Genomic DNA, 25,547 nt, shown 5'->3' with positions numbered 1-25,547 from the left:
TAATAAAGAATCTTTACAATTACAGTTTCCAATGACGCTTCTATCCAGCAATGAACTGAAAAAACTTATACAGGCAAACCCCCCTTTGCTTGAAAACGCAATTGATATCGAAACCCAGATCCAGCCAAACGGGCTTGAGCTGACCCTGAAAGAGATAAAAACAATAGAAGGTGCGGGAGCTGTCGACTTTGACAACTCAGAAAGGAAAGTTCCCGACGCAAAACCCCTGGAATTCGGGAGCGATGGGTGGATTCACCTTCCGAAGGGGATATATAAAGTACTCTTTAACGAGATCGTAAATATTCCCATGAACCTGGCTGCAATTGCAAAGCCAAGGTCAAGTCTTATTCGCTGCGGAGCAACCCTTGAAACTGCGGTATGGGATGCGGGTTACAGGGGACGCAGCGAATCTATGCTTGTAGTTTATAACTCAGAGGGCTTCAGGCTTAAGAAAAACGCCAGGATTATGCAGCTCCTTTTCTATACCCTTAACAGCGAAGTAGAAGAAGGATATTCCGGAGTCTACCAGAACGAAAATACAAAATGAGCTTTCTGAGAAGAGAAACAGTATTTTGACGTAGGAAAGAGGCACCTGTAGAAAATATATAGATAAAGTATATATTATTAGATCGGTATATCACACCCTATGAGTACTATAGGGAAATCCGTAAGGATGGAGCGTATTTTCAACCGAACTACGGGTAATGCCATTATCATTCCCATGGACCATGGAGTTGGTGCTGGCCCCATTTCAGGGCTTACAAACCTTCAGGACGCTGTAAATAAGGTTGCCGAAGGTGGAGCTAATGCCGTACTAGGGCACATGGGACTTGCCAAACACGGGCACAGAGGATACGGGCACGATGTGGGTTTGATAATCCACCTCTCAGCCTCAACCTCCCTTGCTCTTGATCCGAACCATAAAGTTCTTGTAACGACTGTGGAAGAAGCCATAAAAGTCGGAGCTGACTCAGTATCTGTTCATATTAACATAGGGGCTGAAGACGAATATGAAATGCTGCAGGGGCTCGGCTATGTTGCAGGAAAATGTGATGAATGGGGAATCCCTCTTCTTGCGATGATGTATCCTCGCGGGAAAAAGGTCCGTTCCGAATACGACGTGGATGTAGTAAAACATGCGGCCAGAATCGGGGCTGAGCTCGGGGCAGACATTGTCAAAACAAACTACACCGGAAGCCCTGAAACTTTCAAAGAGGTTGTCGAGGGATGCCCCGTACCTGTGATTATTGCAGGCGGTCCCAAGATGGGGTCAGAAAAGGAACTGCTGGAAATGATCGAGGGTTCCCTTGAAGCAGGTGGACGTGGTGTTGCAATAGGAAGAAACGTCTTCCAGGCAGAAGACCCCACAGGTCTTGTGCGGAGAATTGCAAAAATCGTCCATGGAGGTATGACTGCAGAAGAAGTAATAAAACTGGGCAGCAATGTCTGAAACCCAGACGCTTAAAGGAAGTAAGTAAATTAATAAATAATCAAAGTAAGGAACTTAATTAAGATTTTGATTTTATATATACAGGAGCGGGAAATTTACCTTTCAGGAAATTTCTCGTTATTTCTTCCAGTAGAAATTAAGAATGAGCTATTTTTCAGGAAAAAATTATCCTTCAGATACATAACAAACAAAAATGAAGAACTGACGTCAGGACTTCAACTAAGCTTTAAATGACAGATACCACTTAGTTGAAAAACTAGTTAGGAATTACAAAAGTTATAGAAAAATAAGGCTCTTCACTATTTTGGGGGGGTAATTTATAGTTACTTCCTAAATGTGAGTACAACACATATACTATTTGAAAACATTAAGTGTGGAAAAACCACATTCAAGATCAATGTTTCTCTTCTAGGTAGAGTCACTTTTAAACTGAAACATTATTTTCAACCCCATACAAAATAACGAAGAGCCAAAAATATTTATCTTTCCCCAACATTAAAAAATAGTGTGACCAGTGTTTCGAGCCCAGTTACTACAATGACTACTCAAACAGTACCTAAAGAGTTCCTCATTGTAATGTTCTTTATTTTGATAATCTTTGTTTTCTATTTATATTACAGGAAAAAGAGAAAGTGACATTGTTGACAGTTTCACTACACCCTGGATGCCAGAGACTCCCTGGAACCACATTAGAGATATGTCCAGAAACATAGTGGAGATTACTCGGGACCATATTGACCTTGTTAGAAATCTCAATCAAACTCGGTAGATGCGAGACTCCCAACAAAGGGAACTTTTTTTTAAAATGGACTTTCCATTCATTGAAAGATTGTCAGATAAGAGCCCTGTTCCTGTATAGACCAGGAAAAGAACATTCTGTTCACCCATAGAGTCCAGTGGAAATAAGGGGCTTTGCAGAATTCTGCCGGAAAGAACAAAAACATGAGATTGATGGGATTGATATCTCTCGAGAGAGTTAGAGAGAATAGCATCGGGATGAATTAAAGAAACAAGCAGAGGATAATGATGTTCATATAGAAAGAAGGATGCCCGGAGAAAATAAATCGATAAAAAGGAGAGACATATACCCCTATCAGGCAACAATAATGGCATAAAACAGGGAAGTAGCTCAGGGTAAAGGTACAAAAACAAAGCAACCCCATAGAAAGGAAAAAGAAGCTTCCTCCCCTGAAAACAAAATCCGAAAAATAATTGAAAAATATATCGAAAACGATAAAAATAAATAGATCCGGAAGAAATACAAATCGTAAAAAAAGTTAATCTGCAGAAGGTTCCAGTGGAAACTGGGGGATCCATATTTGGAGAAGAGTAAGAGATTGAAAAGTTCTTAAAAAATTTGAAAGTCATAAGGAGTTAAAGAATCCTCAAACAGCAAAAAATTAAAAACCCGGGTCCGGACCTCAGAGAGGATTGTTGCTCCGGACCAAAAATGCCTTCTATGAAATTATGCCTGAATCAGAAATTATGCCTGAATCAGAAGTTATGCCTGAATCAGAAGTCTACGAAGGGCACAAGGTCACAACCTGTGCATTTCAGGCACATTGTCGTTGCTAGCCCGGGATCAAGCCCATACATCTTCAGGACTTCAGCCTCCATTTGAGCAAGCTTTAAAAGGCGCTCAGGAGACGGACGTTCGGTAAAACAGTCTCCGGACCTGAGGGGATGAGGGTTTACCGGGCGAAGGATGGGAATTACTCCTATCTTTGCAAGGGTCTCGACTCCTTCCCGGACAGAAGCGTCGCTCTCACCAAGCCCGATTATAAAGTTGCTAAATACCCTGTTTTTTCCGAAAATGTCTACAGCTTCTTTAAGCCTGTCAAGAATGTAGTCAATGGAAAGGTCTCCACAAACTTTTTGGAAAATCTCCCTGTCCATGGTTTCAACATTGTATTTTACTTCGGCAACTCCGGCATCATAGAATTTGCGGGAACAGCCCTCTGTCGGATACACCGAAACTCCTATGGGAACATTGTATTTTTTGAGGGCAGGGAGCAGTTTGAGCACCCGCTCAACTTCCCCTTCGACTGAGGTTTCGACTCCTGAAGTCAGAGAGATGGCCTTAAGGGTTCCTGCCCTCATGACCTCATCCACTATGCTCAGGACTTCCTCTTCGCTCTTGACGTGCCCCTGAAGTTTGGGCACAGGACAGTATTTGCAGTCAAAGATGCACATCTCGCAGAGCGTAATGAAAGCCTGCTCAGGACAGTGGGCAGGGGCAGGCTCAAGTTTTCCCCTGAGAAGTTCATTTCCTTCATGTAAAAGCGCTACTGTTCCGTCATCTCCTGCTGCTTCAATGGAAAGCGGAGAGTTCTGATTTACGCTGAGCCTGACTCGCTTTTTCCCTGACCTGAAAAAGACGGAGCTGGTGCCTGCCCCTGGGCCTGCAGTAGAACCTCGCGCTCTGGGAATAAGCGAAGGGTCCACAGAAACGGAACCTATTGAAATAAGAAAAGCTTTAATTTCCGGCGTAATTTGTGTGCCTTGCATTTAGATGTTCCTCAAAATAACTATTTCTTCCTGTAGTTCCGGCTTTTTTCATCTTTACCAGATAGTATATAAATTCTTCTGAAAATATAATTTAAACAGTCTGGAGCCAGCTTCGAAATAAGGAAGATTCTTTTCTTTGGACATTAATTTATATATTCTGGATTGAAAAAAAGCCGCTTATTCCAGAGAAAATCGAAATCAGCATATATAAATAAAATAAATGCGATTTAAAATTTGAAATTTATCGAGGAGGAATTGGAGTTTTGTTGAAGAAGTGGTTTGCAGTACTTGTAATACTCATATGTGCCATTTTTGCTGCGTCCTCAGGGTGCAGTGAAAACAACGCAGAGGACACGAATGTTCCTGAAGAGTCGGTTGAACTCAGCAACGAAGAGAATTCTGCTGAGGATGCAGGAGAAGAGGAAGTTGAAGTGGAAATGGTATCCACCGGAGATTCCAGCGACTGGTGTTCTGTAGGTTCTTCCTGGAAGTCAACAAACCCCCAGACAGGCGAAGAAGTTACAATGAAAATCACCGGGATCGAGACCGTTGATGGAGTCCCGATGTGCAAAGCTGTTTTTGAAACAAACCTTGAAGATGAGGACTCCTCCAAAATTGAATATTTATGGTCCGAAGACGGAGAAACCTATTTCTGGACCGCTTATGACAAGTCAGGAGAAATTGTTTCCGAAATGAGTATGAAAGACGGCAAAATGAAAATTGTTGATGAAGAAGGCAATGTAATAGAATCTTCTCAGGGACAATAAAATAAGAGACCGTCAATTCTGCTGGATTTTCCAGCATATTCTTTTTTTCATGAAATTTCGGACCTTATTAACTTATTCTGTACCTTATCTGTACCTGCCAGGTTTCAGAGTATCTATAAAAGATTTTCGACCTCCTTACACTTAACAGGTAATTTGCATCCTTACCTGCTGAGGATCTGCATTTTAAACCGAATTTTATAATACATTTTCAACGCCTATTTCACAGGACAAAAAAACTGCGTTCATGTCCGAACATCCTTAAACTCAGGTACAAATATGGAATAAACTCAGATGCAAATATGAGAAAAAGAGAGCGTAAGATTCTGATTTATCCAGGGGCTTTAGCGAGATAATAATGGTTCTATAATATTAGGCCTGTGGGTTAAAGATATAATGAAGCAATAATGATACAAAGATAAAATAACATTATGTGTTACATAAAGATACAAAGGTGTTATATACATGAAGTGCATAGTATAATTTGCGTTCTCGTCCCTTCAACAACCCACACCAGTACAAGGTCTACTCCACAAGTAAAGGGATAAAGAAACCTAAACTAAAAAACTCCCAACCCGTGAGTCCAGTACCTCAATATCTCTTCCCAGACAAAAATAAAAGCATCTCTTAAAGCCGTTCAGAACTTCCAGGTTTTAGGATGGGAACGCAATACTATTTTTCAGAACATGAAATAATTTTTAAGAATTTTTAGAATACTGAAAAATTAGCGGTATATTATAGTCGACCTTCTGAAGCTCCTTTTAAGAAAAAACATTTTTTCTTCCATCGTTATTGATAATCATTCAAAAATTTACGATTCTCATTAAATTGCTACTTCAAAAAACGAGAATTGACAGCTGTCAAAAGGTCACGATTTAAGATTTAATTAACTTTTGGAGACATTGTAAAAAACAAAAGATAACTGTTACATAGATCGGATTCTACTATAACACTAAAAAAATAAAGGTAATGACAAGAATAATATAAGAAATATTAAACCGGTCTATGTAAATTATTTACAGAAGTTATAAATATAAAGAGTGTATAGTATAATTTGCGTTCTCATCCCTTAACCCCCACTAGCAAACACCTACTCCACATGTAAAGGGATAAAACAGAGACATAAAGAATTAAACGTGAAAATAGGAAACTCGCAACCCGTGAGTCCAATATCTCAATAGATCTTCCCAAACAAAAATAAAGGCGTCTCTTAAAACCTTTCGGAACTTCCAGGTTTTTGGATGGGAACGCAATACTATTTTCCAGAAGATTTTTACAACAGAAAGTAGTTTTTTTGTGCTCTCTGCAATTATTCAGATTGTTACCAAATTATGGTAAACATTATTTTCGTGATTTTGTTACCAAATTACGGTAAACATTATTTTTGTGATTTCTTTCCACACCCTGCGCGACACCTGGGCCTGCCTGCGTACAGTGAAATAAAAAATGAAAGTTTATCAATCTGCATATCGGACCCGATTATTCACTGGTTTTCATCTGCTGCAAAAAAACATCTCTTTTAAGGGTTTCCTTTTCGGTATTGGAAGAAATGGCATATTTCCATGATACACGAACCCTGGTAAACCTATCAAACGAAAGCCTATCGAACCACCGCTCCTGAGAGGGAAAAATTCATTCAGGAAAGGTCCATGAAACAAATCCCGGATAAAAGGCTTTGCCAATTTTATATATAGGAGTAAATATATTATATTTGTCAGCCCGACACAGAATCTTTTTTCAGGATAATAAGGACAGGAAAAACATGAAAGTCATGATCATAGGGGGTTTTCTCGGAAGCGGGAAAACAACCGCAATTCAGAAAATCAGCAGGCAGCTTAGCGATGCCGGGAAACGGACTGCGATTATCGTAAATGAAATCGGAGAAATAGGGCTTGACGGAGAGACACTCAACCGCCCAGGAATTATAACTGAAGAATTGACAAGCGGCTGCATCTGCTGCACACTCAGAATCAGTATGCAATACACGCTTCAGACTCTTGAAGAAGAGTTCAGGCCCGATATTGTGATAATCGAACCAACAGGAATTGCTTTTCCCGGACAGATCAGGGAAGAAATCGAAATGATGGGACTCTCAGAACTGTCCTTTGCTCCGGTTGTGACCATAGTAGACCCCGGGCGTTTCGGCACTGAGGCAAAAGAAATTCCAAGGTTCATCGAGACCCAGGTAAAGGAAGCTGAAATCCTCGGGATAAACAAGGTAGACGTAGCGCCTGCAGAAATCGTCATGGCAACAGAACAGATGCTTACCGAACTGAACCCTGAAGCCAGGATCCTGAAATTTTCGGCAAAATTAGGAGATGAACAGTTTGAAAACCTGCTCATCCATCTTGCAGTCCCCGGGATTGGGAAGCCTTCTCAGGAAAAGAAAAATTCAATTGAACTTTCGGAAGTCTCGGCTCACTCGGTTCTCTATACCCTTGAGTCCTGCAATCTTAACCCTGAAAAAGGCAAGCTCCTTATCGAAGAGAGCCTTCAAACCATAAGGGACAGAGTGAAGGAAATTAACTCTGATTTTATAGGGCATGTTAAACTTTCCCTGAAACTCCCGGACTTCATGGTCAAGGGCAGTGTGACTTCCTCAGAAGAATCTCCGCAGGTGGAATTTATACCCCGCAAAAATGAAAAGCTCGAACTCAGGCTGCTTTCTGCAATTACAAAGGTCCCGAAGGATAAGCTCACAGGAATAGTAGAGAGCACACTTGAAGAGAAGCTGAGGGAGTCAAACACCTCTTTTGAGAGAAAGGAACAGCATCGCGGTACGCTTACGAACATAAACGGGATCAGGAAAAAGACGTGAGCATGAGGACAAATATTGGCAAAAGCGTGAAAGAAAGTGAATACCAATAAAGATCAAAGTTTAACTGCATTTACACTCTATCAATAGAAAAAAACCCTCAAAAATCTATTTCGTTATTATTTCGGATATTTTTAAAAATCCGGTTTCAATCAGTAAAGAAAAATCAAATATTAGAAAAACTGAGATATTAAAGGATAAGAAGTGGAGTTTCAATATGCATGATGAAATTGATGAACTCGATGCTTATTTCTCCTCAAAGGGAGAAACTACAGAAGGCGAAGCTGTCAAGCTGGAACATATGATGATGGAAAAGGTTTCCGTAAACCCTGCAAGAAGGAAACTTCTCCGAACAGTTGGTATCTTTGGGAAACCTGAAAACCAGCTGAAGGAAGAATCAGGGTTAAACGATTTCTTCTTTAAGTTTCATATGGATTTCCTGCTCAAAGAAGGATTCCTCAAGTTTGAAGAAGGGATGTACCGCCTTACGGATTCAGGAATTGCAATGCATGATTCTGTATGTTAAAAAGCATATTTTCTTATATTCCTTCTTCTTTTATTCCCTCTTCTTTTATTCCTTTTTCTATTATTCCCTCTTTTTTTATTCCCTCTTTTGTTATTCCTTCTTTTGTTATTCCTCCTTCATTTATCCCTTCTTCGTTTATTCAGTCTTCTTTTATTCAGCCTTCTATTATTCAGTCTTCGTTTATTCCTTCTTTAATTATTCCCCCTTCATTTATTCCTTCTTCGTTTATTCTTTCTTTATTTATTCCCCCGTCATTTATTCCTTCTTCGTTTATTCCGTCTTCTTTTTACGGACTTTCAAAAACAGAAATTTTGGGAGCTTGAGCCTTAGCTCATTCCGATTCCTAGAAATTGCTTTTTGCTAAAAAGCGATAAGTTTTTATGTTTATCTGAGTAATGGCGTTATGACCAAATTTTTCGATATTCTATGGAAGTTTCAAAAACGTACCTATCTAATTTCCAGGTACATATCGAGCAAATCAATAGGAGTGTGAAAAAATATGCCAGCATTAGTTAATGCAGATGAATGTTCAGGATGCGGAACCTGTGTCGATGAATGCCCCTCTGAAGCAATTACCCTCGATGAAGAAAAGGGACTTGCAGTAGTTGACCAGGACGAATGTGTAGAGTGCGGTGCATGTGAAGAAGCATGCCCAAACCAGGCAATCAAAGTACAAGAGTAAAAACAGACAGCATGGAATAAATTATTTATTCCATTTTTCTTTTTCCTTTTTATCAGATTATTTTTTATCTCTACGGAGGTAGCTTTTTAAATGGTAGCAGTTAAAGCGGGTATTTTAGGCGCCACAGGCGCTGTCGGGCAGAGATTTGTAGAAGCACTTGCAAACCATCCCTGGTTTGAGATTACAGCCCTTGCAGCGTCCGAAAGAAGCGCTGGCAAAACGTATCGAGAAGCGGCAGGCTGGAGGCTGGATACAGCCATGCCAGAAAGTGTCGAAAACATAGAGGTTGTTCCTGTAGACCCAAAAGCCGTTGATGCGGATGTGGTCTTTTCGGCTCTTCCTGCAGACCTCGCCCTTAAAGTGGAGCCCGAGTTTGCAAAAGCCGGGTTTGCAGTTGCAAGCAATGCATCATCCTACAGGATGGAAAAGGATATCCCTCTGGTAATTCCGGAAGTAAACCCCGAACACCTGGGACTCATCGAGGTCCAGCAGGACACAAGGGGCTGGGACGGATACATTATTACAAACCCTAACTGCTCCACAATTGTCATGACAGTTACCTTAAAGCCCCTGATGAAGTTCGGGCTAGAAACCGTACAGGTAGCAACAATGCAGGCGATTTCCGGAGCAGGTTTTTCCGGAGTTTCAGCCATGGCAATCTATGACAATGTTATCCCCTATATAGGAAGCGAAGAGACGAAAATGGAGACTGAAACCTTAAAGCTCCTCGGGGAATTTAATGGATCCGAAATCGTGCCTGCAGATATGAAAGTCAGTGCTTCCTGTCACAGGGTCCCTGTAATCGATGGGCACACGGAAGCTATCTGGGCAGGTATGAGGGATGAACCCACCCCTGAAGAGGTAAGGGAAGCTTTCCTCAAATTCGACCCGAAACTTGGAGAACTCCCATCAGAGCCGCGTAAAGCCCTTATAGTTCGGGACGAAGCCGACAGACCTCAGCCGCGCCTTGACCGCAATATGGGAAAAGGCATGAGTGTTTCGGTGGGCAGAATCAGAGAAGGAATCCGCTATATCGCGATGGGGCACAATACAATCCGCGGAGCTGCAGGTGCAAGTGTCCTTAATGCAGAACTCCTGCACTCGATAGGCAAACTCTGAATTAAAACAAACACTTCAGCAACGATAAACAGCAGGATTAGAAGCGTAAAAACACGATTGGAATCGTGAAAAAAAGTAAAAAATAGTAAAGAATGAGAAGTAAAATGCCTGAATGTCCGGACTTTTACTTTTCTTCAAAATTTCTTATTTTACTTCTTATTCTAAATCGGTCTTAATTCTATCTGTCTTCTTTTGCCAAACCTTTCTTCTCTTCCTGAAGCTTTCGTCGTAATTCAGCAGTATTCAGGAAAAGAGTATTCTTGCAACCTCTTCTGCCCTGCGCATGACCTCTCGAACAGGAATCCCGCTGGCTTTAGCAATCTTTTTGCAATCTTCAAATTCCGCAGAGATATTGAGCAAGACACCTTCCGAGTCCCTGGCAATCTTGACTGCGGTTTCAAACTCCTGCCCTTCGAGCTCTATTTTTATCCTTTCGATGTTTCGGGCAGCCATGAGCCTGTGCCTTGCAGGCATAACCCTGACCCCAAGAGACCCTGTTTCAATAATGATCTTCCGGGCGAGTTTTGCGCTGTCTTCAGGCTTTGAAATGACCTTGATAATATGGGCAGGCCTTCCTTTTTTCATGGTTGCGGGCATAATCGCAACATCCCTGGCTCCCATCGAGAGCAGTTCCTCAAAAAGGTTGCCCAGGACTTCCCCGCTTACATCGTCGGCATTGGTCTCAAGAACCTCAATTATATCCTGAATCAGGTGGGCGTCAGGTTCAAGAAGCACCCCCTGGAGCACATTGGGTCCCGGAAGCTCGGCATCTCCTGCCCCATATCCGATGGCAATCGCCCTGCCCTGAGGAAAAGACTCAACGGGCTTTGCAAAATGTGAGAGAATAGCAGCCCCCGTAGGGGTCAGCAGTTCCCGATTCACATTTTCCCCTCTGAAATAGAGTTTCCCCTTTCTGAGAATCTCAAGGGTTGCAGGAGCTGGCACAGGAAGGGTTCCGTGGGCACATTCTATTGTTCCGCTGCCCACGTTGATAGGGGTGCAGAAAACAGAGCTGCAGTTAAGAGAATGGATGGCTGCAGAAGCGCCTATGACATCGGCAAGGGCATCGCTCTGCCCCACCTCATGAAAATGGAGTTTTTCAAGGTCAGGCTGCCCATGGACTGCGGCTTCGGCTTCGGCCATTTTCAAAAAGATATTAAGAGCACTTGCTTCGACCTTATGAGGAAGTTTTGCAGCCTTTACTAGATCCACGATTTCCGGGTATGTCCGGACAGGCTCTTTTTCAGGCACGTTTATGCGAACATCCAGGGCTCTAATTCCCTTTTTCATCACTTCCCTTATATCCATAGATACGGGCGCCGAAGCTTCAACCAATTCCTTTACCGCTTTTCTGTCAGCTCCGAGGTCGAGAGTACATGCCAGAATCATATCCCCGGCTGCCCCTGAAAAAGGATTAAAGACCAGTGTTTTCATAAAGTTCCTCCCTGAATTTTACTTCTAACTTATCTACAGTTATTTTTCTCCCTGTTCTTCATCCTGCTCCGCTTCTTCAGTTTCCCCCTGTGTTCCGGCAGCGGCAGCAATCATATTGGCGATCCTGGCTGCATAAGCCCCTGCAACAAATCCCGCGTCAATATTTACCACGGCAAGGGTCGAGCAGGACTGGAGCATTGACAATAGGGCTGCTTTTCCTCCGCCGCCTGCCCCGTAACCGGTGGATACGGGAAGCCCTATTACCGGCACATCGACAAGCCCTGAGACTATGGTTGGGAGGGTTCCCTCTCTTCCGGCTGCAACAACGATTGCTCCGGGGTTCCTGAGTTTGAGTTTATGGAGTTCCGGGATCAGCCTGTGGATGCCGGCAACCCCAACATCGTACACGGCAACGGTTTCACAGCCCATTTCGGAAGCAATAACCCTGGCCTCTTCTGCAGCAGGGATATCTGCCGTGCCTGCCGATATGACCCCAACGACTCCTCCGGTACTTGGGGCAGGAGTGCCATCGTGGATAACCACCGTGCGCGCCCTGCTGTTCCATTCGAGTTTCTCCGGACCAAAAGCCCTCATTAAGGCTTCCAGATGTGGGGCAGAGACACGGGTAATCAGAGCCCTTTTACTTTCTCTTGCCATTATCCTGGCAATTTCCACAACATCTTCAGGTTCCTTGCAATCGGCAAGAATAGCTTCGATTACTCCGGTCCTGCTTTTCCTGTGGGAATCAAGTTTTGCAATGTTAGAATAGGAAACAAAACCCAGACTGCATACCTGCTGTTCTGCAGTTTCAAGGTCCATTTTCCCTTCTTTTACGGCCTTCAATATATTAGTGAGATCCATGCGCCACCCAAGTTAGACCTGAAATTTTATATATTCAGGAATAAACATCTTAATGGTAAGTGCCCTATCAGTAGTTTATTGGTCTGGGAGGTCTTTAGGATTTCTCGTTATTTGGGGTTTTTGGTAATCTACGATGAAAATATCAGCGATACATTTAAAAATCCGAATTGTTAATGTGAAGAGATCATCATGCTCATAGTACTCTCATTAGGCGGTTCAATTCTCGCAAAAGACCTTGATTCGGATCGTTTTTTAAAATACGCAACAGTCCTGCGGGACATCTCAAAAAAGCACACGCTGCTTGTAATAACTGGCGGCGGAGAAGCGGCACGGAACTACATAGGTGCTGCGCGGGCTATGGGGGCAGATGAAGTAACCTGCGACTACATAGGCATTGAGATCACCCGTCTGAACGCAAGACTGCTTATTGCAGCTCTCGGACCCGATGGATACCCTGAGATTCCTTTAAACTATCTTGAAGCCTCGAAGGCTATGAACTCAGGAAAAGTCGTGGTAATGGGAGGGGTTACGCCCGGCCAGACTACTGATGCTGTGGCTGCAATCCTTGCAGAATATCTGCGGGCAGACCTGCTGACAATTGCAACCTCGATTGACGGAGTTTATTCCTCAGACCCCAACTGTGACTCGAGTGCAGTCAAATATGACACAATCTCACCTGAAAAACTCATAAGCATAGTTATGGCAATCGAAATGAAGGCTGGCTCCAAATCCCCTGTAGACCCCGTAGCCGCAAAGATCATCGAACGCTGCAAGCTCGATGCCCTTGTTATGGATGCCCGGGACCCTGCCCTGCTTGGAGAAATTCTGGGTGGAGAGGCTGCCAAAAAATCTCCTATATCCTGCGGGACCTGGATTACAGTAAGAAAATAAAAAGCTTGAATCCAGGGCTTTCAAGCCCTTCTCCGGTGTATCAAACTAAAAACAGAGGATAACATCAAAACTTAAACATAGAGGTTCCTGCATATATCCATATTGCAGAGAGCCAGATAGGTTACCGAATCTGGTTCCCGGCAGCTTTTGGAAAGAAGGAGGAACCGGGCTTGAGTCTGCCGGAAAAAAAGAACTGTTTAAAAGTGAGAGAGTTTACTTTTCGCTTATTTTCTTTAATTGTATTCCTGATTTTCTTCGGTGTTCAGGCAAGTCCTGTTTCAGGGGCAATGAACGGGACAATTGCCGGAGAAGAAAGTACCCTTATCAATGAAGAGTTTATTATTGATTTTTTCTCAGACCATGACCTGAGCGATGCAACGGTCAGATTTAAACAACCCCTTGAGAACGTTTCTCTTGTTTTTACCCTGAGCTCAGGAAAAGAAATTCTGAAATCGGAAACCTTCCATCTGGGCTCCGTAGATAGGGGGCAGGAGGTTACAAAAGTCCTTTTCTGGGGGCTTGAAGAGGACTTTGGAAAAGATAGGGACTCCTATACAGCACAGCTTTTTGTAAAGGATGGCAGCCAGACTCTTGAATCCCGGAAGCTTTCTTTTTCTTACCGAAATCCATATCTCTCAAACCTGAAAGTTGTGGACTTCTCTGCAGACTCCGAAAAAGCTTCCGTTCTGATAACCCTTACGAGCTCCGCAAATCTCGGATTCGTGCAGGTGCCTGAACCCGGCATTGCAGACCTGGACCTTAAACTCCTTTCCGGCACGGACATCATATACTCCGAAAACCTGGAAAACGTCCCTGTAACGGACGCATACTATAAAGCAATGAATTGGCCTTTCCTTCTCGAAAAAGACCGAAATTATACAGCTATCCTGAAGGTTCATTCCCATTCCCCTGCCCTTACTACAGCCTATACATCGGACTTCAGGGCAGAAGAAAAAGTAGAAATCCTTGATACGGACATCGATGTGGATGAATACGGAGCAAGCGTTACAGTCGTCGGAAAATCCCAGGTGCCCTTTGATGGAATTATCAGGGTTGTACTGACTCCTGAAGAAGGGGATGTGCAGGTCTTTGAAGAAACCGCAGATATCCTGACCGCAGGAAAAGAAGATACTGTAGGAATTATCTGGCAGGGAGTTCCCAGAGGGGACTATAATGTGAAGGTTTATGTGCTAAACCTGAAAGGTGAAATCATGGACAGCCATGAAACAGTCCTGCGGGTTTTTGAGCCCGTAGCCGAAATAAACCCTTCGGAGGAATCTCCGGCATTCGGTTTTCAGGCAGCGCTTGGGATTTTCCTGTGCTTTGCGGTTTTTCAGGGAAGAAAAAGGAAAGGGAAAAAAGAAGGGCGCTAAGTATCCATCCATATGCGGGACCATTATGTTTGACCTGATCATCCGAAACATAACTAACAGGAAAATCCGGAGCGCACTGACAATCTGCGGGATAGCCCTCGGGATTTTTGCAGTTATAGTTATGGGCGCCATGTCTGAGAATTTCCACCAGACTTTTGAGCGTTCCATGAGTGTAACCAGCGACAAGATCCGGGTTTTTGCGGAAAGCGGGGTCTTTGGCGGAGGGCTCACGGACGATAAGGTAAGCGATGTGCTTCGCGTAGCCGGGGTAAAAGATGCCTATGGGCTTTTGATGACCACCTTTGATGAAGACAAGATGGGAATGACAGGAAAACAAATTCTTGGCGTACCTCCTGAAAAGTCCAGCGTTGCCCTTTACCCTGTGGAGCTGAAAGCAGGCAGATTTCTTAATCCGGGGGATTCCTACAGTGTGGTCGTCGGAAACAACATCAAAAGAGAATACGGACTTCAGACAGGCAGCAAATTTGAAATCCATGACAAATATTTCACCGTTGTCGGAATCCTTGATTATACCGGCTCGATCTTTGATAATGCTGTGATCATTCCCCTTGAGACTGCCCAGGACCTGTATAACGTGGGCGATTCGGTGTCCTATATCTTTGCCGTGCCTGACGAGAGGGTGGATGCTGAGATGCTCTCAAAACGCATCGAGTTAAGCGTAAAAGGCACAAGCACCCTTTCCCCGGGAGAACTTGAAGTGCAGGCAAAGCAGTCCTTCATGATTTTCAGCGTAATCACGATCAGTTCAGGGCTCCTTGCAGCAATCATAGGCGGGCTTTGCGTGATGAATACGATGCTCATGTCCGTTGCAGAAAGGACACGGGAATTCGGGATTTTGAAAGCCATAGGCGCAGAAACGCGGGACATCCTGCTCCTGACGCTCGGAGAGGCTTCATTCATGGGCTTTTTAGGCGGAATTCTTGGAATCCTGGTTGGTGTTGGGGCTGTCTATGTCATGAACGCCTGGCTTGCAACGACAAGGATCGTCCTTTTCCTGATAACTCCGAGACTTCTTATAATTGCAATGCTTTTTGCTCTGCTGATTGGCGCTCTTTCCGGGCTTTATCCAGCTTACAGGGCTTCAAAAATGAGTCCTATGGAGGCTTTGAAGCATGCCTGAAGAAAAAACGGAGAGCCTGATGTCGGAAGAAAAATCTGGAAAAAAAGAGGTCCGGAACGAAGAATCTGTGAGAGAAAAATCCGGTAACGACAAACAGAAAGTTATCATGCAGGTTGAAAACCTCTCCAAGACCTATATCCAGGGTAAAATTCCTGTCCATGCCCTTCGCTGCGCCTGTATAACCGTACGAAAAGGAGAACTCCTTGCCATAATGGGACCCTCGGGCTCAGGAAAATCAACTCTTCTGGCTCTCATAGGCACGCTTGAAAAAGCCACGGACGGAAAAATCATCCTTGACGGGACAGACCTTACTTCAGTTCCGGAAAAACTGCTTCCCGGCGTAAGAAGAGAGAAAATAGGTTTTATTTTCCAGCACTACAACCTGATTCCGACCCTTTCAGCCCTTGAAAACGTGGAACTTGCCATGCGCTTTTCCAGAGTGCCAAAAAAAGAGAGGGAGGAAAGAGCAAAAGCCCTGCTTGAGGACCTGGGCCTGGGAGACCGCCTCAATCATAGACCCTCGGAGCTGTCCGGAGGAGAGCAGCAGCGGGTGTCTATTGCCAGGGCACTTGCGAACAGGCCTGCCCTGATTCTTGCAGATGAGCCAACCGGGGAGGTGGACAGTAAAACCCGTGATTCCATTGTCCGTACATTCAAGGAGTTGAGCAAAAAGGGGCAGACAATTCTTGTGGTTACCCACGACCCCGAGGTTGCAAAAGAGTGTTCAAGGGTGCTCAGGATCACGGACGGGACGATTAAAGATAATTAAAGGCGATAAGGAAGAGAAAAGAAGAGAAGAGAGAAAAAGGAAAGGAAAGGAAAGGAAAGGAAAGGAAAGGAAAGAATTTAATCCTTCAAATTTCTCCAGGTTCCCAGCCCAGGTGCTCTTTTATGACAGTATATGCCATGGAGGGAGGGATAATTCCAATATCAGTTACGATCATATCAATGTATTCTGCAGGGGTAAAGTCAAAAGCCGGATTTTTGACCTGTACGTGGGAGAGGTCTGCGAGAATTGCAGGATCAACGACTTCGTCTGCAGCCCTTTCTTCGATTTCTATGGGGTTTCCTGCAATGGTGCTCGGGCTGAACTTGAAGGTCTCGGCAGCTACCATAAAACTCTTTCTGGCTTCATGGGCAGCAAGAGCAAGCTGAGAAGTCCCGATCTTGTTTACAAGAGCTCCGTTGGCTGCAATTGCATCCGCCCCAACAATAACTTTGTCAACGTCTTTCATATAGTAACGCACGGCAGAGTCCACGATAAGAGTTGTCGGGATGCCAAAACCATTCAGGTGCCGGATTGTCAATAAGCCCTGGCGCCTTGGACGGCTTTCGGCAGCGATTACCGAGATGTCCTTTCCGTCTTCAAATGCCGTGGTGATGATGGAAAGAGCAGCATGGGAGTTGCAGTGGGTCATAATAACATCTCCATCCTGAATTCTTCTTGACCCGATTTTCCCTATTTTTCCAAGCGCGCGGTCTGCTCTTTCAATAAAAAGGTTTGCATTTGTGATGATTTCCTGTCTTGCTTCTTCTACACTCCTCGAAGAATATCTCGAAGCAAGTTTTACAGCATTCGGAAGGGAAACAGCTGTGGGGCGGGTACTGATAAGAAAACTCGAAACTTCCTGAATGCTGGCACTAAACTCCTCCATTGAAGCTGCTTCCAGCCCTGCAGCATAATCCCTGATGGCTTCAGCCGCAGCTTTTGCAATCCTGCCTGCGCCCCGGATTTCCATTGTCCGGATCTTTTCTGCGGTTTCCTTAACTTTATCCATAATATAAAGGATAGTCAGAGCCCGATTTATAGCTATCTTCCGATTGCTCCCGGCCTCGGGAGATAAAGTCCCGGATTCATTTAAATTCAGATCTCAGTTAAATTCAGATCTCAGTTATTTTTTCTGATCTGTCCCTGTAGTAAGCAAAAAGGTCTTCTCCCCACTGAAGAGCAATGGGCTCGAAACACATGACATCCTTTGTATGGTCAAAAATACCGTCCGAAAAAGGAAGACTTAGAGAGAGAAACCTATCAGTAACAACATGAGAAAATTCTATTTTTTCGTCACATACATAGAAACATGCATTCTCAAAATTCAGAAATTCTCGAATTTCAGTTAGATATTCCTCTATTATTCGCTCGTAAACCGGACGGGTTACAAGAAGAGAGATATCCGCTCCTTTTTTTGCGAAAGTAAGAAAAAAAGAAGGGTAAAGGGGGTGGAAAATGGAGGCAATACCATTTATCCGTCTTGATATTGCAAGGTTTTCCACAAATTCCCTGTGAGGTTCAAAGAGGTGGGTCCTGTCAGGAGGTTCGGAGAATGTAAAGTTTTCCAGATCTCCAATTCTGTTCCTTAAAGAGAGGGGTATGCACTCAATTGCATGGTTTGCCCAGTACTCATAGCCATTACCAAAAACGTTTAATAAACTCACCATTGCCTGCATTCTCCCAGCTACCGCTATGCCAAGAGGAGACAGGATGTAAACATCTTCTATCTTGAATACCAGAGAGTCTTCCCTTAGTTTTTTTAGCTGGGGAAGTACAGCTACAGCACTGGCATTCAGACATTTATTTATTTCTCCGATCGTTTTTGGCCCCTCCTGCAAAAATAAAAGAATATCTTTCCTTTTTTCAGAGAGAAAAATTAATTCGAGAAGCTGGCTGTTCATGTTTTTGATATATACGCAAATACTTGTTAAATATCTTACGCATTTTTTAGCCGTTTTTATTCAAAAAGCATTATCAATTAGCAGGGGGGCAGGGATGTATCTGTAGAATAAAATTTTAATTAACTGTATGAGCAGAAAAGTATAAATCCAAATAAATGTTACAGAGTGAAAAATCAATAGAAATGAGGATGTAAGAAATGAATTTCAAGTCAAAAGAACTTGATTTTGAGGCCGTTAAATAATTTAATGGGAAGTAAATTTCAAGGTCGTTTAGGTTATATACATTTATAACATACGGAGGAAGTTGACGATTAAGAGTTAAGGGGTTTTTCTCTTGATCGTCGGGGTTGAATCACACAATTGGGAGCCAGATCAGAGGTGGCAAACGGCTCCCAATTCTAACGCCAATATTTTGGAAGAGTTTTAATCCATAAAAAAACTTTCTATTAGATAGTATCCGGATATTTGACTTCTCAATAATTCTTTAATTTTGATCAAATAAAGTTAATCAGTTGGGTCCGAATTGGCGAAATTATGAATTGGGAAGGGACAGATTGGAGAAATTGTAAACCGAAAAACCAGATTTGAACTTTCGGAATTGAAAAAAAAAAAAAATCAAATAGTAGAGATTCAAGTCCTGAAATAAATATTCAGGAGGAAAATAAAAGGAAAAATAAGGGACTGTTTTTAACGAGTTTGAAATTTTTGATATAAATAAAAAATTTGATCGAGACAAATATTTTGAAGGTAGCTAAAAAAAATAAGAGTCGGGGCAATTTGAATAGCAAACAATATTTCATGTCGTTTATGTTATATAATTAGAAACCATAAAAAATGATAGAGATTGAGGGTTAAAGGGTTTACTCTCAGTCTAAAGGGGTTGGATCATCAGTAGGGACCTTCGGACGGAAAATTACGGTCCCTATTATCCTAATTATAAAATAATCTGAACTTTTTTTACGAGATGAAAAAAATTATTAATTGCCGGAATAATTTACACCCCTGCTGGTTTTTCGGTGCTTTCACATTTTTGGGTTTTTTTCGGTCACTTTCACATTTTTGGGTTTTTTCGGTCACTTTCACATTTTTGGGTTTTTTGCTCTCATGCCATATTTTATTAAGAGCTGATCCCAAAACTCAAAATTGAATCTCTGAATTTCAAATTTCAAGTGACCAATCCAGTTTCCAATCATGAAAACGATTATGAAACTCTTATGGATGTGAAATATAAAACTAGTTTTGGGATGAGCACTAAAAAATATCAACCATGTAGAGGCGGACAAATTCAAGAACGGAAAACGGCAGATATATATTAAACACGAAATAAAACGGTTGCGTGGAAGCTCGGGTTCCCTGATATCTGCAGAACATTAGGGTAAAAGAGTACAGAGATGTAGAGGCACATCACAATTATACAGTTTTTTAAAAACAATTCAAGTGATTGATTTGCAATTAATACTTCAGACTTTTTTTGTAATAAGAATTAAATACAGAATTTATAAATAGTAGTCAGAGAATATGAAACGGGTTAATTAAATTAATTTGATAGATCAGGAAAAATAATTAAAGTAGGAGCTGAAAACCTGGATTTCAATGACGCTAATTTTGATACTGCTGTAAAGTTCCACGGACATGTCTGCCCCGGCCTTTCTATAGGGTACAGAGTGGCTATGCTGGCTGCAGAACGTTTCAAGGACAGGAGCAAAGATGAAGAACTTGTTGCAGTTGTGGAAAACCGATCATGTGCAGTGGACGCGATTCAGGCAATAAACGGCTGTACCTGCGGAAAAGGAAATCTCATCTTTAAAGAGCACGGAAAGCATGTATATACATTTTTCAAAAGAGGGGATAAAAAAGCCCTGAGAATTTCCCTGAAACCCGACGTACTCCCCCAGGACGAAAAGCACACTGCGCTCTTCGCAAAACTGAGAGCAGGCATTGCAAGCCCTGAAGAGGCAAAGGAGTTTAGGACTTCACACGAAGCAAAAAGCCAGAGAGTTCTGGAAATGCCAGAAGAAGAACTTTTATGGGTCCGTGAAGTGGAAATCGAGCCTCCGGAAAAAGCCATAATCTATCCTACCCTGATATGCAGCAAGTGTGGAGAAGGCTTTATGGAACCCCTGGGAAGGGTGAAAAAGGGGGAAATAGTCTGCATCTCCTGTTTTGAGGCAAAGGATGAATGAAAATACGGAGATAATCCCCAAAAAAGTCGAATTTACCCCTATAGGCTATGTTGAGAATGACTACCTTGAGCCGGAGTATAATGAAGAGATCTACCAGCAGGTTTCAAAAATCATCCTGAAGAAAGACCTGGTAGAGGGGCTTTACAGGATAGAAGACTTTGAAAAACTGTATATCCTCTTTTATTTCAGCAAATCAAAAGGATATAAACTAATCCACCGCCGCCGCTATGACGGGGAAATTTCGGGAGTTTTTGCCAGCAGGAGCCTTACCGCCCTAACGGTATAGGGCTTACAATTGTAGAGCTATTAAAAGTAGAAGGTAATATCCTCCATGTAAAAGGCCTTGATGCAATCAACGGGACACCTGTGCTGGATATTAAGCCCTACATAAAAGAGATTGAAGAAAAGAAAGAAGAAACAACAACTGAAAAAGAACAAAAAATCAACGCAGCTAATCAGTAAACAAGAAATAAAAAATCATCAAACTAAAGAATAAAAATTTCGAATTTATCTGAAAAAGAAAAAGGGGATTACCCTTTTTCAGATCTCATTTACATATTCTTCTTCCGCATTCCCAGGTAGATCCCACCGGCTGCTACAAGCACGAAAATGATCCCGAAAACGTCGGCACCGGAGAAAGACATGCCTCCCCCTTCCTCCTCGTTTTCAACAGACTCTTTCTTCATCTCATAGCCTTCAACATAATCAGAGTCGGGAGAAGCTCTCACCTCGGGTGCAGGTTCCGGAGAATCCACTCCGTAACCGGCATCATTCTCCGCAACAGCTGGATTGCTGGCAGGCTCTTCGGTGTTTGATATAGCAGTCTGGTTGAGTTTTTCGGCAACACTCGTCTGATGCCCTTTGCTGCTGCTGTGTTTTTCAGGTACTTCCTGTTTAAGAGATTCCTGTGTAGCCTGTTCTATTGCTTCACTGAAACCGGGCACAGAAACCAGGCCCGATACGTAGCCATTGAGGAGGGGATTTCCGCAGGTATGGTGGCAACAGGTGACCCCGTCTTCGACCACGGACTCTGCATATTCCGCGGCCAGGCTTTCAAGGGCCTCATCCGAAGCATCCCAGTTGCCCTTGCGAGCAGTCTCCAGCATCCTGGCGGTCATGGACTGGTATGCATAGGGATTATTCTGCCGAGTCCATTCGCGAAGCTCCTGGTCTGCCATATATGTCTGATACACCTGATTCCACATTTCATCGCTGATCAAATCAGGGTTTGTGGCTTCCCAGCCCCAGAGGTTCTCAATGAAGTCTGACATTTCCCTGGCTCCTGCATAGCCATTCCCCTGCATACCGTCAATCCATTTCGGGTTGAAATAACGGGAATAAGTTTCCCTTGAGAGAAACTGTCCCAGAGTTTCGACCTTCTCATCTCCTCCGGTCAGCATGTTCGTGATAAAAGAATCCGGATACTTTCCTCCCGAAACGGAGCTGACTGCGAGATTCAGGCCTCCCATGTACTGGAAGAAATCATCATTGTCCAGAGTCCCGTAGAGGTTCGTGCTCCGGCTGTGCACTGTGGCTTCAACCCCTGCGAGGTTCTTTTCGAAAAGGCCCCTCAGGTTTTCGCCCCAGACGTTTTCTCCGTAGGCGTTGCACATCTTGCTGATGTAAAGGTCTGCCAGCACATCGTTGCTCTCCCAGGTATCGCTTGCAGCGATCGCATTGGGAAGACCTGTGCCGTAGGCTCCGTCCGAAGACCCGAAAATCCTTAACAGGGCCAGGTCCAGGGCATCACTTTCATTAAGGGAACCTTCACTCATCAAAGAGGCTTTCAGAGCTTCAGCATTTTCCCGGACATAGTTGGGAGAATCTTCCTGGGCATAAGCCAGTTTTACGGCTTTGTCCAGCAGGACCACCTTGCCAGGGTACATGTCCCTGTAGAGGCCTGAGATCTGAATCACCACATCAACTCTGGGCCTTCCCAGGGTCTCCATGGGGATAGCTTCCACATCAACTACCCTGCCGCTGTTCCACACAGGCTTGACTCCGAGCAGGTAGAAAATTTCTGCCTCCATAACCCCTTCATGCCTTGTGGTTTCCCCGGCCCAGAGAATGTAAGCTACCTTTTTCGGGTATGTCCCGTGCTCGGCAACATAGGCATCAAGCATCTGGTCAGCCATCTCCTGCCCGAGAGTCCAGGCAGCTTCTGTTGGCACTATCCGCTGGTCAAAAGCATAGAAGTTTCTTCCCGAAGGCAGAGTTTCAGGGTTTCTAACAGGGTCACCTCCCAGGTTTCCGGGGATGAACCTGCCGTCCAGGGCATTGAGGACCTGCTGAATTTCCTCTTCCCCAAGAGCCAGGTTTGCAGCATATTCTTCCGCACTGGCAAGGAAGTTAGTGACGGTTTCATTACCTGTCCCGAGCACCTGCATCTGAGCATCCGTGGAATTAACCCCCCGGTTCAGGACCAGGTCCAGCAGATAGAGCTGGGCACCTTCGGTTTCATTGAATTCGTGAACAGAATCAGTAAAATCGGCACCGAGCATTGAATTTACCATACCCACAAGCTGCTCCCCTTTAGGGCTTGTGCCCAGGATATGCAGCCCGTAAGGCATTGACTGGCTCTTATAATCATCCAGCAGGGCTTCGAGCCCTTCCAGGAAAGTTGTATTAAAGTAATTCTCGTTGTTTTCAGCCTCTGTCATGTTGAATTCTTCATCCAGGTGAAGGGACCGGGTCAGGTTTAAAACCTCAGACCTATGGGCTGATTTCAAAGAGTCATCTGCCACTGCCTGTTCATAGTTCAGGATAGCTGCGCTCAGGTTTGCGTAATCCCCATAACTTCCTGCTGAAATAATCGGGGGGACAAGGTGGTCAACGATAACTGCACCTCCTCTGCGCTTTGCCTCATTGCCTTCTCCAAGCCCATCCATAACGTAAGGATAAATCACGGGCAAATTCCCGATCATAAGGGAAGGCCAGTCATACCGCGAAAGTCCGAACTGTTTGCCAGGCAGCCATTCCTGAGTCCCGTGCCTACCGAAGTGAACCAGGGCATTACTGCCGAATCCACCTTCTTTCTCGGAATGCTGGAGCCAGAGGTAGAATGCAATGTACTGGTGGTGAGGAGGCAGGTCCTTGTCGTGATAGAGAGCATTATTGTCATCAAGCCAGCCTCTTGAAGGCTGTGGAGCCAGAAGCACATTATCTCCGACCTCGATTCTGGGAATTACGAGGTATTTTCCACTTTCGTTTGCCCAGACCATGATCTTCCCTGGAGCCGGGCCCCATTGATCAATGACCTTCTGCTGCCTCTCTTGAGGGAGCTCAGAGAACCATCCCTCATAGGTGCTTTCCGGGACGAGAACTATTTTGCCTGTATCAACCAGCTTCTGAAGTTCCCCCGGAGCCCAGGTCCCTATGTTGATACCCTGAGTGAGCATCAGGTCAAGGAGTTCGGTCTCGTTAGGGACCTGGCTTTCATTCAGGTCGTATCCGTCGGCAGCCATAGCGCCAAGCATGCTGGATATACTGGGGACGACATCGAGATAGGAAGCCCCTATGTTATCCTTTCCCCCTCCGTGATTATAATAAATTATAGCAACTTTTTTATCGGATTCCGGAATTTCCCCTAAATTCACCCAGCTTTCGACGCGGTCAACGAGCCAGTCCACCTGATAGTCTATGGAAACTGACACTTCGGTCTCGGTCTCAGCGTCCAGTTCCGTTGAAGCCATTATTACCGGGTCAATCGCCCCCCAGAGTTCCTGCATATCGAGCTTCATCATCTTATCTGCAGGAAGCGGGTTGCTGCTGGCTTCATACTCGGTCCTGTTCATGTAATTGTTAACAATGCCGTTGATTACAGGCACATCAAGCCCTTCAGCATCAAACTTGTTGCCAAAGTAAGTAAACGAAATAATCGCATCCACAAGGACATCATCCCCCTGCTTGAAAAAGTCTCCAGAGGAAAGGGAATCGGACCCATAAGTGGCAATAACATTGTAGCCCCTGGCTTCCAGTTCTGAAATCAAAGCATCGATGGGCTCAATCTGGAAGGGGAAATAACTCTGGTACATGGTAATTGCAACTGTGGGCTTTGCCGGATCGTAGACGTGCCCCCCGTCGCTTCTGTTAGAGTACCAGGTAAGGTAGGTATCCAGAGAATCGGTAAAGTAACCGGCCATATTAGTGTGGTAGATCGCCCTTTCAGGAAGAGTGTGAGGGTCCTCATACAGGAGGTCAGACCTGCCGCAGCAGTCGTTGGAGATGCAGAATACAAGGTTTTTCAGGTTACTCTGGTCATAAGCTCCGTTAAGCCAGTAATTGTTCAGCTTTTCCCTGTAGCCCTCGATCTGGTCTGCAGAAAGCGGGATGCTCTCATTCAGAAGAGTGTCATCGTCAATAACCACACACCCGTTAGCAATCGCCATATCCACAGTGGGTGTGAGCTTCTGGGCCGTTGAGGGGCTGAGCATGTTGATGTAAATGATGTCCATCCCGCTCAGATCAACGTTATTTTCCATCACGTAGTCAGCCATAAAACAACTAAGGGAAAGGTTCAGGCCGCTGTTAGTGTTGACTTCCTCTGCAAGGTTCTTGAGTGGAAGTTCATGGCTCCTGTACCCTGTCACGATGGCAATATCCAGATGCTGGCCTGTGCCGGAGTTGTTAGGGGTTTCTTTTACCACTTCCCTTAACAAAAGAACGTCTGTGAAACCCAGAGATACAGGGTCGCCTCCCATCTGTTTCTGCCGGGTAAGCCCGCTGATTGCAGCACTCCCTGTCAGGTCAACCCCACTGCCAGGGAGGTCAAGAAGAGCCTGGGATTCATTTGCATCGATATCCCTGCTTGAGGTATCAAGATTTACCGAAAGATCCGTGCCCTGCACCTGTATTTGTTCATCGGCACGGCGCCATTTGTCCTCGTTGTAAAGAGCAACAAGCGTATAGTTTCCGTCGGGAATCCCGGAAAGCAGGTAGTTGCCTTCAGCATCACTGGTAGTGTTGGCAACAAGTTCATACTGGATGGCTTCACTTCCTGCCGCCGGAGAAGTAGAAAACAGCATTAAAAGGATTAAAATTATCAATCCGGAAGCTTTAATACTTTTATTTAGAGAGTTTCTTTTTTTATTCAACTGTTCTTTCATAATCCCTACTCCAGAATAATTAAAC

Annotated in this window: 19 protein-coding genes and 1 pseudogene; 14 read left to right on the top strand and 6 right to left on the bottom strand. The window is 44.1% G+C overall.

The window, feature by feature from the left end; translation table 11 throughout:
• Nucleotides 1-31: 31 nt before the first annotated feature.
• Together EO93_RS12655 and EO93_RS12650 are read left to right on the top strand one after the other, a co-directional pair.
• A complete protein-coding gene (locus EO93_RS12655; protein WP_048132694.1) occupies nt 32-547 on the top strand; it encodes a deoxyuridine 5'-triphosphate nucleotidohydrolase in 516 nt (171 codons plus the stop codon).
• A 99-nt stretch (nt 548-646) separates the two neighbouring features.
• Nucleotides 647-1,450 carry a 2-amino-3,7-dideoxy-D-threo-hept-6-ulosonate synthase gene (locus EO93_RS12650; protein WP_048132691.1) on the top strand — a complete coding sequence of 268 codons (804 nt, stop codon included), beginning with the start codon at nt 647-649 and terminating at the stop codon, nt 1,448-1,450.
• A gap of 1,512 nt (nt 1,451-2,962) precedes the next feature.
• Here EO93_RS12650 and EO93_RS12645 read toward each other — a convergent pair.
• Nucleotides 2,963-3,958 (bottom strand): radical SAM protein, encoded by a 996-nt coding sequence (locus EO93_RS12645; protein WP_048162814.1) that lies wholly within the window; start codon nt 3,956-3,958, stop codon nt 2,963-2,965.
• Nucleotides 3,959-4,221: 263 nt separating this feature from the next.
• Here EO93_RS12645 and EO93_RS12640 point away from each other — a divergent pair, with 263 nt between their 5' ends.
• The 6 genes from EO93_RS12640 (at nt 4,222) to asd (ending at nt 9,864) form a co-directional block, all read left to right on the top strand.
• Nucleotides 4,222-4,725 (top strand): hypothetical protein, encoded by a 504-nt coding sequence (locus EO93_RS12640; protein ID WP_235284256.1) that lies wholly within the window; start codon nt 4,222-4,224, stop codon nt 4,723-4,725.
• 1,759 nt (nt 4,726-6,484) lie between these two features.
• Nucleotides 6,485-7,540, top strand: a complete 1,056-nt coding sequence (locus tag EO93_RS12635; protein WP_048162812.1) for a GTP-binding protein — start codon at nt 6,485-6,487, stop codon at nt 7,538-7,540.
• 214 nt (nt 7,541-7,754) lie between these two features.
• Nucleotides 7,755-8,063 carry a hypothetical protein gene (locus EO93_RS12630; protein WP_048132686.1) on the top strand — a complete coding sequence of 103 codons (309 nt, stop codon included), beginning with the start codon at nt 7,755-7,757 and terminating at the stop codon, nt 8,061-8,063.
• Nucleotides 8,057-8,386, top strand: coding sequence for a hypothetical protein (locus EO93_RS12625; protein WP_048162811.1), 330 nt, complete (start codon nt 8,057-8,059; stop codon nt 8,384-8,386). Before EO93_RS12630 ends, EO93_RS12625 begins: the two co-directional genes overlap by 7 nt.
• A gap of 176 nt (nt 8,387-8,562) precedes the next feature.
• Nucleotides 8,563-8,745, top strand: coding sequence for a 4Fe-4S binding protein (locus EO93_RS12620; RefSeq protein WP_048132683.1), 183 nt, complete (start codon nt 8,563-8,565; stop codon nt 8,743-8,745).
• A 90-nt stretch (nt 8,746-8,835) separates the two neighbouring features.
• Entirely contained in the window at nt 8,836-9,864 is a 1,029-nt protein-coding gene (gene asd / locus EO93_RS12615; protein WP_048132680.1) for an aspartate-semialdehyde dehydrogenase, read from the top strand.
• 243 nt (nt 9,865-10,107) lie between these two features.
• Here the strand turns inward: asd and larC are convergent, their stop codons facing one another.
• Both larC and larB read right to left on the bottom strand, forming a co-directional pair.
• The gene (gene larC, locus EO93_RS12610) at nt 10,108-11,298 is read right to left on the bottom strand and encodes a nickel pincer cofactor biosynthesis protein LarC (protein ID WP_048162809.1); all 1,191 of its coding nucleotides are present in this window, start codon (nt 11,296-11,298) and stop codon (nt 10,108-10,110) included.
• Nucleotides 11,299-11,337: 39 nt separating this feature from the next.
• Nucleotides 11,338-12,159, bottom strand: coding sequence for a nickel pincer cofactor biosynthesis protein LarB (larB, locus tag EO93_RS12605; protein ID WP_048132676.1), 822 nt, complete (start codon nt 12,157-12,159; stop codon nt 11,338-11,340).
• 189 nt (nt 12,160-12,348) lie between these two features.
• Here larB and pyrH point away from each other — a divergent pair, with 189 nt between their 5' ends.
• From pyrH to EO93_RS12585, 4 genes are all read left to right on the top strand, one after another.
• Nucleotides 12,349-13,050 (top strand): UMP kinase, encoded by a 702-nt coding sequence (pyrH, locus tag EO93_RS12600; protein ID WP_048132673.1) that lies wholly within the window; start codon nt 12,349-12,351, stop codon nt 13,048-13,050.
• A gap of 170 nt (nt 13,051-13,220) precedes the next feature.
• Nucleotides 13,221-14,423, top strand: coding sequence for a hypothetical protein (locus EO93_RS12595; RefSeq protein ID WP_048162807.1), 1,203 nt, complete (start codon nt 13,221-13,223; stop codon nt 14,421-14,423).
• Nucleotides 14,424-14,448: 25 nt separating this feature from the next.
• Nucleotides 14,449-15,564, top strand: coding sequence for an ABC transporter permease (locus tag EO93_RS12590; RefSeq protein WP_048162805.1), 1,116 nt, complete (start codon nt 14,449-14,451; stop codon nt 15,562-15,564).
• Nucleotides 15,565-15,670: 106 nt separating this feature from the next.
• Entirely contained in the window at nt 15,671-16,333 is a 663-nt protein-coding gene (locus EO93_RS12585) for an ABC transporter ATP-binding protein (RefSeq protein WP_082107654.1), read from the top strand.
• Nucleotides 16,334-16,418: 85 nt separating this feature from the next.
• Here EO93_RS12585 and EO93_RS12580 read toward each other — a convergent pair whose 3' ends face one another.
• Complete coding sequence (locus EO93_RS12580) at nt 16,419-17,342, bottom strand: ribose 1,5-bisphosphate isomerase (protein WP_048162804.1); 924 nt, start codon at nt 17,340-17,342, stop codon at nt 16,419-16,421.
• Nucleotides 17,343-17,445: 103 nt separating this feature from the next.
• Entirely contained in the window at nt 17,446-18,234 is a 789-nt protein-coding gene (locus EO93_RS12575) for a winged helix-turn-helix domain-containing protein (RefSeq protein ID WP_048162802.1), read from the bottom strand.
• A gap of 1,559 nt (nt 18,235-19,793) precedes the next feature.
• On the opposite strand from EO93_RS12575, the gene EO93_RS12570 reads away from it, so the two are divergent.
• A complete protein-coding gene (locus EO93_RS12570) occupies nt 19,794-20,417 on the top strand; it encodes an FmdE family protein (protein WP_342764208.1) in 624 nt (207 codons plus the stop codon).
• Nucleotides 20,410-20,756, top strand: a pseudogene (locus EO93_RS18240) (TrmO family methyltransferase); the annotation flags it as partial. The gene EO93_RS12570 and the pseudogene EO93_RS18240, both read left to right, overlap by 8 nt.
• Nucleotides 20,757-20,968: 212 nt before the next feature.
• Here EO93_RS18240 and cobN read toward each other — a convergent pair.
• Nucleotides 20,969-25,441 (bottom strand): cobaltochelatase subunit CobN, encoded by a 4,473-nt coding sequence (gene cobN / locus EO93_RS12560; RefSeq protein ID WP_235284254.1) that lies wholly within the window; start codon nt 25,439-25,441, stop codon nt 20,969-20,971.
• Nucleotides 25,442-25,547 lie beyond the last annotated feature (106 nt).

Source organism: Methanosarcina sp. 1.H.A.2.2 (assembly GCF_000979975.1).
In the GTDB taxonomy this organism is placed as follows: domain Archaea; phylum Halobacteriota; class Methanosarcinia; order Methanosarcinales; family Methanosarcinaceae; genus Methanosarcina.
Note: the sequence above shows the minus strand (reverse complement) of the source record. Positions and strands in the feature narration are given on the sequence as shown.